The sequence below is a fragment of the Desulfobacter sp. genome, from assembly GCA_028768525.1.
GTDB lineage: Bacteria > Desulfobacterota > Desulfobacteria > Desulfobacterales > Desulfobacteraceae > Desulfobacter.
Genome location: CP054837.1, coordinates 2,441,993 through 2,455,918, shown reverse-complemented (window position 1 = coordinate 2,455,918; position 13,926 = coordinate 2,441,993). Strand labels below are relative to the sequence as shown.

Sequence of the window (13,926 nt, the reverse complement as noted above, 5' to 3'; positions counted from 1 at the left end):
GACGCCATCATCCAAGGGGCAGTCCGGACCGGGCTGCCTTGATTCTTTCCGCAAATTCAGAATATGACCGCATACCAGATGTTGTGGTTGGGAATCAGGAGAAAAAACGACAGCTAATACTGGTGCCCCACTTGAAACTCCTCATTTTATGAATTGGGTTTCAAGTAAATTCTAACAGATAAATTAGTAGAGATATAGTTACTGCGCATCTCCAACAAAGGGGTACTAACTCCTGGTTATCCTTGTTTGTTTCATACTCAATCGATTCTTTATTAGATGGGCTGACGTTCAAAATCAACTCTTTGCAAAATTCAATGTATTCATTGACTCGCAACTCTGGATTTATTAAATTAAGGTCAACTTAGATGCCATGAAGGTAGTCTTTTCCAAGTTGGTTAGCATAAATAAAAAACGGCCATGAAGGTTGAATTAATTATAATCTTTATGGTTTTTTTTACGGGAAAGGTTTTATGCCGATGGTATCTATTTGTGTCATCGATGGTCAGGGCGGCGGAATTGGTGCAGCGCTTATCAAATATTTAAAGACTGAGTTTGTTGAATCAGTGGAGGTGATTGCCCTAGGCACCAATGCCATTGCAACGGCCCAGATGCTCAAAGCCGGTGCAAATAAGGGTGCTAGTGGAGAAAGCGCTATCTGTCACACTGTCCCCAGGGTTGACTATATTCTTGGGCCCATCGCCGTGACCTGGGCTAATGCCATGCTTGGCGAGGTGACTCCTGGGATTGCCGAAGCTGTAATCTCCAGTTCAGCTGTGAAAATTCTTCTCCCCTTTTCAAAAGAACAAATCAAAATAATCGGTATTGTTAAAGAACCTTTGCCCCATTTAGGGCAAGAAGCATTGGAACAATTAAAGGAGATGATGTCCTATGTGTGAAGCAAATGCATATCTGGTTCAGGATAATGAGGAAGAACTGTTGCTGGAGTCTGTTGACATTGTGGAGCCTGATGGCCCGAATGCCTGGCGTATCGTGGATATTTTTGGTGAGCAGAAAATCATCAAAGCCCGTATTAAAGGGATGAATTTGGTCGACCATAAGATCCTGTTTGAAAGGGAATGATTAAAACGAATCCTTTGAAAGGACTATAACTTTTGATCTGAGGTTTGGTTTGCTTTGAATTTCCTTTATGACCATGTTGAAGGGTTTTCTCTCAGGTATTCTTTCATTTCAAATGACACCCGACAACTGCAAGGGGCTTTGATCGTGTAGTTTGGTTAATCAACGGCATCCTCCATAGGGATACTTTGTAAACTTTTCGACAGAGGAGGTAACAGATCCCTGGATCAGTAATTCTATTCACTGCCTAAAGTACATCCTTTAAGTAGACATCTGTGGCAAGGACTTTGTCAGTTGTCGGTGATGGGCAGCAACCTTTTCTAAAAAATATTTTAAACTTATTAAGAGGCGACTTAATCAGCCCAGAAGAATCAGTATATAGTGGCTGGCATACTGGTTTATAAAAAATGAACTCATAGAGTTTATATAATTACGAAGTCTACAATTCCAGGCAGATGATTAGGTTGGTTTGTTTTTTATATTTTCAGGATACGAACAAAGGAAAAGCATAAAAAATCTAAAAATGGAAGGGGATAAATGAGCACCGTTTTTCATGAAGACCACTATAAAGACTATTGTCATCAAATTTCAAAACTTGATATTTTATCAATTAAAGACACCCTGGGCGTAGAGGTGAGGGACGAGAGCATTGTTGTCCCCTTGTTAGGTGAGGAGTATTTGGTTTCTGGGAAAGGAATAGCGGATAAATCGGGCAACCGGCCTGGATACATGGTGTGTGTGGTACTTGCAAAATATTTATTGTTATGTCCTAAGGCCCCTTCTGTAAATGAGGAGTGGACAACGCTCACTGATTTGAACTCGCAGTTCACAAATATAAATGTTTTTAAAAGTGATGCGGAGCGCCCTATCCTTCAAAATTTTACCGGCAAGATTAATGCTCTGACTGGGGCGGCCAAAAAAATAGGCTGTAAACCATTTAAAATGGATGCCACATATGATGTTTCGGTGGAAGTCCAAGCTCTACCGAAAATCAAAATTCTTTTGCTATTTAATGATGGTGATGAAGAATTTCCAGCATCCACTTCAATTCTATATCAACGCCACGCCGGTGAATATCTCGACCCAGAATCCCTTATTATGGTTGGAGTAACGTTTACAAAACGATTAAAAACTCTTGCTGGGATAAACTAACTGTCGGCCCCATTTTTTTAAGAATTTTTTCGACCACAAATATATCGGGACGCCCCCAATATGCTGAAAAGGGAAGAAAATACCGGATAAAACTGATTCTCTGAGAATCTCCTCCATCTTTCGAAAAAAAACAGGGCATAATCTTTCTTTTTCCCGCAAGTTCAGATTAAGACCGGATACCAGATGTAGTGGTTTGGGGATCACGAGAAAAAACGACAGCTAATACCATGATCGATGACCTTGGTATTTCTCAAATGGGAATCGCATTGGTTGACTCAGGAGATGTAAAAAGGTGCTGTTTTCAGAAAGCCAGCCCTTCCTAACAGATTTTTTTGAAAAGATGCCATTTGAATTTCATAGGCCGGATATTTTTTCTTGTAAATTATATGGTTGCAATATATCCATTAAAATAACAACAAATTGTGGCTTGGTCGACAAGGCCAAGATAAATGCAAAATCAGTCAGGTAAAGCGTTTCACTGATAAATTCGATTTTTTGACCCATCGGTATAAAAAGCGGAGTTTGAACCCAAAACGTCTAAAAACGTGCAGCAACATAATTAATGTTAAAAGGCTATGGAAAAAGAACAATTCGAAGAGTTATTTAAAGATATCATAATTAAGCCTTTGCAGAGTATAGGCTTTAAAACTGCCGGGAAGAGCATTTTTTATGATGACGGAAACGTAAACGTCAGCCTAATACGCCTTGGAGGCAGGATGTCCACCCTTGGTTCAATCTCTCATATGTTATGCTTTAGACATAGCTATTTGCCGAATTTGAATGAGAAAATACCAACTAAATTTGAGCCTGAAGTCTTTTCTTATCCTTTTAAGTTCAAGCCAAGTTTTATTACCACTGCAAAACCCAAAAAGTGGATATATAAATGTCAAAATCTGAACTATGATTATGAGCGTTACGATTTTTCAAATGTTTCTGATAATAAAGCAAACACATATCTGACTGAAATCTGCGATGCGATTGTAAATTTCCTTAAATGGGCAAAAAAGATCGAGCCCAAAGCAATTGTCAGTCAGATTAAGCAAAATGGAGAAATGGCGTGGATCGAACGAGCATGGATGGATGCATACTTTGAACGACGCGCCTTTTAACCAATCACTGGACGGGACCGCGAGCAGCTCAGCCGCCTTTTTCGAGCGCTGTGGCGCGGCCCGTCAGTTCAACCGTTATATTTCGAGCAAACTATGGGAATTGAAATTTTCTATTACAGCAAGCAAACAAATCCAACTGAAGAAGACTACATTTGGTCAATCAATGATCTTTCTTTAGTTCATTTAGCAGAATGCAATGATCTTTATAAACAACGCACTGGGAAATTTATTGATGAGTATGGTGATTTGAAATTACCCAAAGGAACTATTTCTCCATTATACGAGTGCGTCTTAGAAATTCTCGAAAAGGAAAAGGATCTGAATAAGCTTAGAACCCTGATAGAATTCCGGGATATTCTTACAGGGGCAATCACCAATGACAAAGGGCTTGTTTTCTATGGAGATTAACGGGTAAAAATATAACCAATCGCTGGAGTGGGACCGGGCGTACTGCGAACTTTTTCGGAAGTATGCGGTTCAAGAAACTGAAAACTATTATCTGAGGTTTCGGGTTAAACGCCCGGCCCCTCAGCTCAAGCGTTAGTTTTCATAAAAAATTACTTTTGTAATAGGTTTAGAATGTTAGGTTCCGTAATAGAAAGTTTATTCGTTGGTTTAGGAAAGATCTTATTTGGAATTTTCGTTGAGTTTATTTTTGAAATTGGATTTTATTTCATCGGCTATCCAATAGTAAAAATCCTGACATTCGGAAAATATCCAAAAAAGAAAAATTCTTTCTTAAATGATGAATCAAATCAAAATTTTTATATTAGCGCTGTTGGTGTTTTGGCAACAGCAATCGTTGTGATTGGATATTTTGTAATTAAAAACAGGTAATTAAAAACTAACAGAGGCCTTGTACACCGAGTGGGCTTACGGCGCAGTTTTTTTGAACAGTAATTTTTAATCGGCCTTCCTCGCCTTTCGGCGGTCTTCGTTGTGAGCCGCCCGCCGGCTGAAGGGCAGCGTTGGGCTCAGAAACTCACAGATTTAGCAATGGAAAAAAGATGAAATGAAGAAAAGGATATTGGGTCTAATAGCAGGGATTGTTTTCATTACGGTCTTATTCTACGTCGCAGGGACTTGGGCATGGTGGAATGCTTGGGTATTCATCGTATTAATGGCAATTATTGGAGGGTTCACTTCCAAGCTTTTCAAAAAATTACCCGGCCTTGCCGAAGAACGACAAACAGCAAACACAAAATCTAAACCATGGGATGTTAAATTTGTTCGGCTCATTAATCTCGCGCTACCTTCCATGGTTATAATTGCGGCTTTCGATAAGCGCTTTCAATTTTTTCCTGCAGTACCGCTCGCTGTGTCAGGCGCTGCTCTAGTTCTGATGATTATGGCAGCTATTCTCACATATCTTTCAATTGCTGCGAATCCGTTTTTCTCAAGTCATGTACGCATCCAGGAAGACCGAGGTCATAAAGTTATGACAACGGGACCATATCGCATAATACGCCATCCAGGGTATGCCGGATCGTTAATTTTTAATTTATCTGTACCAATGGTCTTGGGATCGTGGGCAGTCCTACCACTGGGATTGGCAACAGTCTTACTGCTTATTTTTCGAACGGCTAAAGAAGATCAGGTGCTTACGGCAGAACTCAGCGGATATTCCACATACACTCAACAAGTGCGCTATCGCCTCTTACCGGGTGTATGGTGATTGAACTTATTGATGGAACAAGTGAATATTTTTGCCCAACCAGTCGTTCCACCAAACTCGCTGAAGTTTAGCGGCGTTCCGTTGCCCTGTCGCTGCCGGGTTAGGCCCGAATTCCAAATGCCGTGGCCCGGAGCCTCAAAGTTAATCGCCTTTACAGACAATCCGATTATTGTTATTTTGAAATCGGTAGTCGGAAAAATCAATCTCCCCTGACGGCTTGTATCCCTGTCTATCTGGTTTGAGTGGAAACGCATCTGCCGACTCTCAATATACCTGCCTTTTTTATCAACAGCAGAAAGGTCAAGGAGAGGTGATCATGTCGGATATCATGAATGTGAGAAGATTCGTTTCGCCTGAATTGATTTTCGGTGCCCGGGCCCGGACCCTCGCCGGAAGGTATGCCCAGCAGTTCATGGCGTCAAAGGTGCTGATTGTTACGGATAAAGGCATCATCGACGCCGGATGGCTGGCGGATGTGACACTGAGCCTGGATCAGGCCGGTATTCCTTATCACGTATTTTCCGATGTCTCCCCCAATCCCCGGGCTGACGAAGTGATGGCGGGGGCTGAGATCTACACCCGGGAGGCCTGCGACGTGATTATTTCCATTGGCGGCGGCAGCCCCATGGACTGTGCAAAGGGCATCGGCATGGTATGCTCGAACCATATGCATATTCTTGAATTCGAAGGCGTGGATAAAATCATCGTCCCCGTACCGCCCATGATATTCATCCCCACAACCGCCGGGACTTCCGCGGACCTTTCCCAATTCTGTATTATTACCAATAGGGATGAACGGGTTAAAATCGCCATCGTCAGCAAGGCCATTGTTCCTGATATCGCCCTGATTGACCCTGAAACCACCACGACCATGGATGCCTACCTTACGGCATGCACCGGCATGGACGCCCTTGTCCATGCCGTTGAGGCCTTCGTATCCACGGGCAGCGGCCCGTTGACGGACAGCCATGCCCTGGAAGCCATAAAAATAGTATCCCGTGATCTGCCCGCCCTGCTAAAGGAACAGGGGAACCCGGCCCTCAGGGAGAACATCATGCTGGCCAGTATGAAGGCGGGCCTTGCATTTTCAAATGCAAGCCTCGGCGCGGTCCATGCCATGGCCCACAGCCTTGGCGGATTTCTTGACCTGCCCCACGGCGAATGCAATGCCATGCTTCTGGACCATGTCATTAATTTGAATTATGATTCGGCACAGGAAAAATTCAAGGCCGTTGCCCAGGCCATGGGTATTGATACCCGGGGCACAACCGGCAGAATGGTCAAGGAGAGGCTGGTCAGCCGTATTCAAAGGCTTAAAAATGAGGTCGGTATTACGAACCAGCTTGCCAAAAGGGGAGTTAAAAGCGCCGATACCGGCGAGCTTGCCCGGAAAGCCCTCAAGGACGCCTGTATGCTGACCAACCCGTACAAAGCCGGCAGGCGTGATATTGAGGTTGTCTATGAAGATGCCATGTAAAGGGGTGAACGGTCATGAAATCTAAAAGACCCCATCCCAATGGGATATTGAACGAAAAGGCCGGAAAATCCCCGGACGAACAGGAGCAACTCCATAGTATCATCGGCCTGGGCAAGTTTTCGGCCCGGAAAAGCTATTACCCCGAGCTTCAGAAAAAAATCAGAGAACTTCAAAAGGCCCAGAGTTATATCATCAATATCATTGATTCCATGCCCTCTGTCCTGGTCGGGGTGGATGTGGACCTCAAGGTCACCCATTGGAACAAAACCGCGGAAAGGGCCACAGGTATCACCTCGGATGCCGCCTGCACCCAGAATCTTTCCGATGTAATGCCCAGCCTGGAACCACTTATGGGAGAGATTACGGAAAGCATACACAGCGGGGAAATAAAAACGGAACACCAATGCCGGCGGTCATCGACCCATGATGACCTCTATGAAGATATCGCCATCTATCCTCTTCTCCGCGGTGAGGTTGAGGGGGCCGTGATCCGTATTGATGACGTGACCGAGAAAATACAAATGCAGGAGATGATGCTCCAAAGTGAGAAAATGCTTTCCGTGGGCGGCCTTGCCGCCGGCATGGCCCATGAGATCAACAATCCCCTGGCCGGAATGCTTCAGACCGCAGATGTATTGGCCGGACGGTTGGGGGGACGGGACCTCGCCGCAAATCAGAAGGCGGCCGAAGAGGCAGGAACAACAATGGCTGCAATTACCCGTTTTATGGCGGCCCGAAGGGTGCCGCAGATGTTTGAGGCCATCACCGCCTCGGGTAAGCGGGTGGCCCAGATCGTCAGCAATATGCTCAGTTTTGCCCGGAAAAGCGATGCCATTGTATCCTCCCATGATCTGCCGGAATTGCTGGACAGGACCATTGAACTGGCATCCACGGATTACGATTTGAAAAAACGCTATGATTTTAAAACCATTGAGATTGTTAAAGAGTATGAGGATAACCTGCCGCTGCTCCCCTGTGAAGCCGGCAAGATCCAGCAGGTCATTTTAAACATCCTCCGCAACGGTGCCCATGCCATGCAGGAAAGCCCGGACCAGAAGGCCCCACAGTTTATCCTGCGCCTCGCATCTGAAAAAAATCGCCGTATGCTGAGAATGGAGATAGAAGATAACGGCCCGGGCATGGCGGCCTCGGTCCGGAAACGGGTTTTTGAACCTTTTTTTACCACAAAATCAACCGGTGTCGGAACCGGGCTGGGGCTGTCGGTTTCCTATTTTATCATCAAAGAAAATCACGGCGGAGATATGCGGGTGGAGTCGACCCCCGGCGTGGGCACCAAATTCATCATCCATCTGCCCCTTCCAGAATAATTCAGGCTCATCCTTTCTTTAAAATTTAAGCATTTCACATTTTTTTCACCTTTTATCGACACCTTTTCCACATGGTGGGCGGTAGAATCCGGAACAATATTATCAATGAACCGGTGAACAGTTTTTAAATCAGGAGGATGTGATGTTTTTGAAAAAATTGAAATGGGGCCGTTATCTGCTGACCGCAGGGCTCTGTATACTGGTGGCGGGCGCCGGCATGCTGGGGGCGGCAAAGCTGGCCGCTTCCCGGCAGGCACCGCCCCACACCCCCCAAGTGCCCAAACAGCTGTCTGTGTCGGCGGTTCCCGTTGAAACCGTATCGGTCCGGCTCAGGGCCTCGGGCTACGGCCAGGCCGCCGTGGTCAATGTCCTGGAAATCTCTCCCCGGGTTTCCGGCAACATCATAGAAAAAAATCCGGCCCTGGAAGAGGGGGGAATGGTGGAAAAGGGCGCCCTTCTTTTCAGGATCGACGAGACCGATTATGCCATTTCCCTGGAAAAGGCCAGGGCGGAGGTGAAACTGGATCGGGCCGCAATCGGTCAATACCGGATTTCCCTTGAACGGGACCGGGACCGGCTGGCCGCTGTCCAAAAAAACACCCTCCTGGCCAAGGCAGAATATGAACGGCTGAAAACACTTTTGGAACAGGACCGGGTGGGCACCCGTTCCAATGTGGAAGCCGCCGAACAGAGTTATAATTCCCTGCTGGATACGGAAAAGAGCCTGAAGAAAACCATTGCCCTTTATCCCCTCCAGATCACAGAGGCGGAAAACAATCTGGCAAAGAGCCGGGCGGATTTGAAAACCGCCGAGCTGAACCTGGCCCGGTGCACGGTACGGGCCCCTTTTTCAGGCCGTATCCAGGTCGAAGCCGTTGAGGCCGGGGCCTATATGGCGGCGGGCGCCGCCGCCCTGACCCTTGCCGATGACAGGGTCCTTGAAATCCAGGTGCCCCTGGGCGACAGGGACGCCTTTGACATCCTCGGCCTGGGCAATGGGGGCAGCCTGTCTGCCGGGGCAAAAGAGGTGGGCTGCCGGGTGGAAAGCGTGACTGGCACGGTCACGGCCTCTGCCGCCGCAGAAATCCACCGGGTGGTCCGGTACGATGCTTCTTCCAGAACCGTCTACCTGGCTGTCCGGGTGACGGCGGGTGCCGGCGGCGGGGATATCCCCCTGACCGAGGGGATGTTCTGCAAGGTGATGTTTAAGGGCCGCCGGGTGGATCATACCGTGAAAATTCCCATCACCGCCCTGAACGGGGACAATACCGTATATATTGCCCGGGCGATGAAACTGAAAACCCTTAAGGTCAGCCGGGTCACGGCTGATGATACCCACGCCTGGGTGACCGGGGCCTTTGACCCCGGGGATTATCTGATTACCTCGGCCCTGGCCAACCCCATTGAAAATACATTGCTCTCCATTGCCGTCTCCGGGGCCGGCGACAAAATGGCAATGGTATCCGGAGGAAAGAACTGATGGGACTGCTCACTGCCTTTGCCCGGAACCGGGTGTTTGCCAATCTTGCCATGTGCGCCATCATGGTCGCGGGACTGCTGGCCGGAACGGTCATGGTCCGGGAGGACATGCCCGAGATGGATCTGGATACCATTGTCATCAGCGTGGCCTATGACGGGGCCGACCCCGAAGAGGTGGAAGAGGGCATCTCCCGGAAGGTCGAGGATGCCATAGACGGCCTGGAAGGCGTTGATGAATACACGTCCACCTCGGCTGAAGGGGCGTCTACCACGACGGTGACCGTTACCGACGGATACGATGCCGACCGGCTCCTGGACCGGGTCCGCAATGAGGTGGAAAGCATCAATTCTTTTCCCGAGGACGCGGAACGCCCGTCGGTTTACCGGCCTTCCATCCAGCATGCCGTGATCAGCCTGGGGCTGGTCAGCGATATGGACGAAGCCCGGCTCAAGGAATGGGCAGATACCGTTAAAAAGGAACTCCAGCGCCTGCCCGGGGTCAGCCAGGTCAACCTTTCCGGCACCCGTGCCTATGAAATTTCCGTTGAAATTTCCCAGGATGTCCTTCGCAAGTATAACCTCACCCTGGACGAGGTGGCGGATGTCATCGCCGGGGACAGCCTGAACCGGTTCGGCGGCACCCTGAAGACCACGGCGGAGGATATCCGGCTGCGGACCATGGGCCGGAAATATACGGGCCAGGAACTGGGCAGCATCAAAGTCGTGTCCGGCACCAACGGCCAGACCCTGCTGCTCAGGGACCTGGCCAATATCAAGGACGGGTTTACCCAGAATGAACTGTCCATCCGGGCCAACGGCAAACCCGCGGTGATGCTCAATATCCTTGCCGGCGAGGAAGACGCCATTGATATTGCCGATAGGGTCATTCAATACCGGGAGGAGAAAAATGCACAGCTTCCGGACGGATCCGAGATTATCATCCTGTCGGACAACACCGAAAGCATCCGTGCCAACCTGGATACCCTCTATTCCAATGCGGCCATGGGCCTTGTATTTGTCTTTATTCTGCTCTGGCTGTTCATGGATACCCGGATTTCTTTCTGGGCCGGTATGGGGATTCCCGTATCCCTGCTCGGGGGGCTGGCCCTTGTCCATTTTCTGGGGATTTCCCTGAACAAGGTCACCCTGTTCGGGCTGATCATGGTCCTGGGTATTGTGGCCGATGACGCCATCGTGGTGGGGGAGGCCATATTTTTTCACCGTAAAAACGGGGCCTCCCCCATGGGCGCCATATCAAAGGGCGTGGCCGAGGTGGGACTCCCCGTACTGGCGGCCGTGGCCACCACAATGGTTGCCTTTCTGCCCCTTTACCATATTGAGGGGGTGATGGGAAAGTTCATCGTGGCATTGCCCACGGCAGTGATCTGCTGCCTGCTGGTCTCCCTGGTGGAATGCCTGACCATCCTGCCGGCCCACCTTTCGGACCTGCCGGAAACCGGCCGCCGGAAATCCGGCCAAAACCGCCTGCGGGCAATGGTGTCGGGATTCCACAAAAAGAGTATCGCTTCCATGGATATGGCTGCCGAGAGAATTTATCTGCCCCTGCTGCGCATGGGCGTCAGGCACCGGTACCTTTTTGTCAGCCTCTGCCTTTCATTTGTCATGGCCTGTCTGGGCCTTGTGGCCGGCGGGCATATCAAGTTCAATGTCTTTCCCGACAAGGCGGCCTCCATTGTGACGGCAACGGTGGAATTCCCGGAAGGCACTCCCTTTGAGACCACCCGTGCGGCTGTGGCGCGGATTGAAGCGGCCGCCCTGACGGCGGCTCAAACCTTTGACACACTGTCTGGCGGCGCCCTGGTGCAGCACCGCCTGGCCACGGTGGGCCAGGAAGCCGGTGAAAAAATGGGGCATTCGGACACGGCCTCCCCCCATGTGGGCGGGGTCCGGATCAGCCTGGCCGACCCCGGCAAAAGCGGGGTCCATTCCGATGAATTTATCACGGCCTGGGAAAAGGCCTGCGGCACCATCCCCGGTGCCAGGGTGTTGGAAATCGGGGCATCGGAAGCCGGCCCCCCGGGTGCGCCTGTGGAGATCTGCCTCCAGGGAAACAACCTGGATCAGATGGGGGCGGCCGCCGAACGAATTAAGGCTGAACTTCGCACCATTGAGGGGGTGTCTCAGGTCTTTGACGACAATGCCCCGGGCAAGAATGAATTGAAGCTGCGCCTCAAACCCGAGGCCCGGTACCTGGGTGTCACCACCGAGGACCTGGCCAGGGAAATCCAGCAGGCCTGTTACGGGGCCCTTGCCCTGAAAATCCAGCGGGACAATGACGAGGTGGATGTCTATGTCCGCCTCACCGATGCCGAGCGCCGGAGCCGTAACACCCTGGAAGAGTTGAAGATCAAGGCCGGCGGGAATACCTGGGTCCCCCTGTCGGCGGTGGCGGATATGGCGTACGGGCCCGGCCCGGCCGCCATTGTCCGTAAAGACGGATATCGGCAGATCAAGGTGTCGGCCAATGTGGACACCGCCAAAATCGTGGCCGGTGAAGTGATTTCAACCCTTGAGAAGGGGGTGTTCAAAGAGATCCGGGCCGCCTATCCGGACACGGCCATTGTCCTGGACGGGGATGCCAAGCGGTCGGCGGAATCCTTTGGCAGCCTCTACCTGTGGGTGCCGGTCTCCATCATGGCCATGTTTGTGATTATTGCCGCCATTTTCCGGTCCTATATCCAGCCCTTCCTCATCATGCTCACCATTCCCTTCGGCCTGGTCGGGGCGGTGGTGGGGCACCTGGTCATGGGCCATATGCTTTCCATGCTTTCAGTATTCGGCATGGTGGCCCTGGCCGGGGTGGTGGTCAACGACGCCATCGTCCTCATCGAACGGGTGAACATGAACCTGGCCCGGGGGATGGAATTCTTCGAGTCCGTCTACCAGGGCGGGGTGCGCAGGTTCCGTGCGGTGATGCTCACCTCCATTTCCACGGTGGGGGGGCTGCTGCCCCTGATACTGGAGACCAGCCAGCATGCCCAGCAGCTGATTCCCATGGGCATTTCCCTGGCATTCGGCGTGGCCTTTGCCACGGTGCTGACCCTGGTGCTGCTGCCCTGCCTTATGGTGATCATCAACGATATCCGCTATTTGTTTTCGGGCGGTTTTTTTAACAGGAATATCCGCCGCAATACCCTTGAGCCGGCTTTCCGGCGCAATGCCGATGACGGGGACCTCTCCCTGCCGGCAGGAGAGATCTCATGAAACGATTCAAATTATATGCTGTAATTTTTCTTTTTTCCTTCTGTTTGTGTGGCCCGGCCCAGGCCAGTCCCGCCCAGGCCGGAACCAATGCTGCTGTCATTGGATCCTCCGGCCCAAACCCAGCCCTTGGCGTCCCGCCGTCCGACCCGGCTTGCCCATTACGCCTGACCCTGGAACGGGCCAAACAAACAGCCCTTGAGAACAGTCCCAGCCTTGCCGCTGCAAAGGAACGGGTGGCCCAGGCCATCGCCGCCATCGAACAGGCCCGGGCCGACTACCTGCCCACGGTGTCCCTCAAGGCGTCCCGGGATTACACCGAGGAAACCGCCCTGGTCCAGGCCGCCGACGAGACCCAGTACACAGCTGCGGTATCCGCTTCCCTGGTCCTGTTCCAGGGTTTTTACCGGAAATACAATACCCTGTCGGCGGTATACAATGAAGCCATGGACCGGACGGCCCTGGCCGAAGCCCGGAGGGGCCTGGCCTGGAGTGTGGCCCAGGCCTTTTTCAATGCCCAGCTGGCCATGGAAAATATCAGGATCGCCCGGTCGGACATGGCTTACAACACGGCTCTTGAAAAGGAGGCCGCCGCCAAGGAGCGCCTGGGCACCGGCTCCTACAGCGATGTGCTGAACTATAAGACCCGGGTCAATACCGCCAAGGCCTCCCTGATCGCGGCGGAACAATTGTATAAGGAGTATCTCTTCGGCCTGGCCGCCCTCATGGGATATGAAGAGGCCCGCCTGCCCGCGGGCATGGAAATCGCGCCGCTGGCCGTGGACTGCAGGGCCGCGGCCGCTAATGACGCCACCCTGCCCGATTCGGATATCTCGAATATCCTGGATAACCGGCCGGACCTCCATGGGGACCGTTTGGCCGTCCAGGAAGCCGATGCCAGGGTAAGCCGTGCCAAATCGGCATTCTTTCCCACGGTATCCCTCTCAGGCACATATGGCGCCGGCAGTGCCGGCGATTTGGGGGATTTCGACGATTCGGACAATCTGGGCGCCTCACTGGGGCTGGAGGTCAGTTTTGACCTTTTTTCCGGAGGGGCGGACAAGGCCGCGGTGCGGAATGCCGCGGCGGAAAAGCGTGCCCTGGAAAATGAGTTGAAAGCGGCCCAAATAACCGCGGAAAAAGAGATCCGTACGGCCGTCTCCAGGGTGGAGGCGGCAATGCTCAGTTTAGATCTCCAGCAGGAGAACGCCCGGCTCATGGAAACCACCCGGGACTTGGTGCACAAGGAGTATACGGCCGGCCAGGCCTCCCTGGTCCGGATGAACGAGGCCCAGAACAATCTTGTGGCTTCCCAGGGCGACCTGGCCGATGCCGGAATTTCCCTGGGTCTTGCCCTGGAAGAGCTGGACTATTATACTGGCCGCATCGTTGGGGATTAAAGGGAGG

The 13,926-nt window shown here is 51.2% G+C and carries 12 protein-coding genes; all 12 read left to right on the top strand.

All coding sequences use genetic code 11. The annotated features are described in order from the left end of the window. Positions 1 to 476 precede the first annotated feature (476 nt). The 12 genes from HUN04_11225 to HUN04_11170 all read left to right on the top strand — a co-directional run bounded on the left by HUN04_11225 (position 477) and on the right by HUN04_11170 (position 13,919). A complete protein-coding gene (locus HUN04_11225; GenBank protein WDP93260.1) occupies positions 477 to 896 on the top strand; it encodes a DUF3842 family protein in 420 nt (139 codons plus the stop codon). After that, entirely contained in the window at positions 889 to 1,080 is a 192-nt protein-coding gene (locus HUN04_11220) for a CooT family nickel-binding protein (GenBank protein ID WDP90235.1), read from the top strand. The genes HUN04_11225 and HUN04_11220 overlap by 8 nt, the downstream gene beginning before the upstream one ends. Positions 1,081 to 1,614: 534 nt before the next feature. Then, positions 1,615 to 2,229 (top strand): DUF3786 domain-containing protein, encoded by a 615-nt coding sequence (locus HUN04_11215; protein WDP90234.1) that lies wholly within the window; start codon positions 1,615 to 1,617, stop codon positions 2,227 to 2,229. 575 nt (positions 2,230 to 2,804) lie between these two features. After that, on the top strand, positions 2,805 to 3,338 hold the full coding sequence (locus tag HUN04_11210; protein ID WDP90233.1) for a hypothetical protein: 534 nt from the start codon (positions 2,805 to 2,807) through the stop codon (positions 3,336 to 3,338). Between the two features lie 93 nt (positions 3,339 to 3,431). Then, entirely contained in the window at positions 3,432 to 3,746 is a 315-nt protein-coding gene (locus HUN04_11205) for a hypothetical protein (protein ID WDP90232.1), read from the top strand. Between the two features lie 216 nt (positions 3,747 to 3,962). Further along, positions 3,963 to 4,175, top strand: coding sequence for a hypothetical protein (locus tag HUN04_11200; protein WDP93259.1), 213 nt, complete (start codon positions 3,963 to 3,965; stop codon positions 4,173 to 4,175). A 175-nt stretch (positions 4,176 to 4,350) separates the two neighbouring features. After that, entirely contained in the window at positions 4,351 to 5,013 is a 663-nt protein-coding gene (locus HUN04_11195; GenBank protein ID WDP90231.1) for an isoprenylcysteine carboxylmethyltransferase family protein, read from the top strand. 313 nt (positions 5,014 to 5,326) lie between these two features. After that, the gene (locus HUN04_11190; protein ID WDP93258.1) at positions 5,327 to 6,490 is read left to right on the top strand and encodes an iron-containing alcohol dehydrogenase; all 1,164 of its coding nucleotides are present in this window, start codon (positions 5,327 to 5,329) and stop codon (positions 6,488 to 6,490) included. 14 nt (positions 6,491 to 6,504) lie between these two features. Next, entirely contained in the window at positions 6,505 to 7,818 is a 1,314-nt protein-coding gene (locus HUN04_11185; GenBank protein WDP90230.1) for a PAS domain S-box protein, read from the top strand. A 142-nt stretch (positions 7,819 to 7,960) separates the two neighbouring features. Then, complete coding sequence (locus HUN04_11180) at positions 7,961 to 9,298, top strand: hypothetical protein (protein ID WDP90229.1); 1,338 nt, start codon at positions 7,961 to 7,963, stop codon at positions 9,296 to 9,298. Further along, the gene (locus HUN04_11175) at positions 9,298 to 12,522 is read left to right on the top strand and encodes an efflux RND transporter permease subunit (protein ID WDP90228.1); all 3,225 of its coding nucleotides are present in this window, start codon (positions 9,298 to 9,300) and stop codon (positions 12,520 to 12,522) included. The genes HUN04_11180 and HUN04_11175 overlap by 1 nt, the downstream gene beginning before the upstream one ends. After that, positions 12,519 to 13,919 carry a TolC family protein gene (locus HUN04_11170; protein WDP90227.1) on the top strand — a complete coding sequence of 467 codons (1,401 nt, stop codon included), beginning with the start codon at positions 12,519 to 12,521 and terminating at the stop codon, positions 13,917 to 13,919. Before HUN04_11175 ends, HUN04_11170 begins: the two co-directional genes overlap by 4 nt. The last annotated feature ends 7 nt before the right edge of the window (positions 13,920 to 13,926 follow it).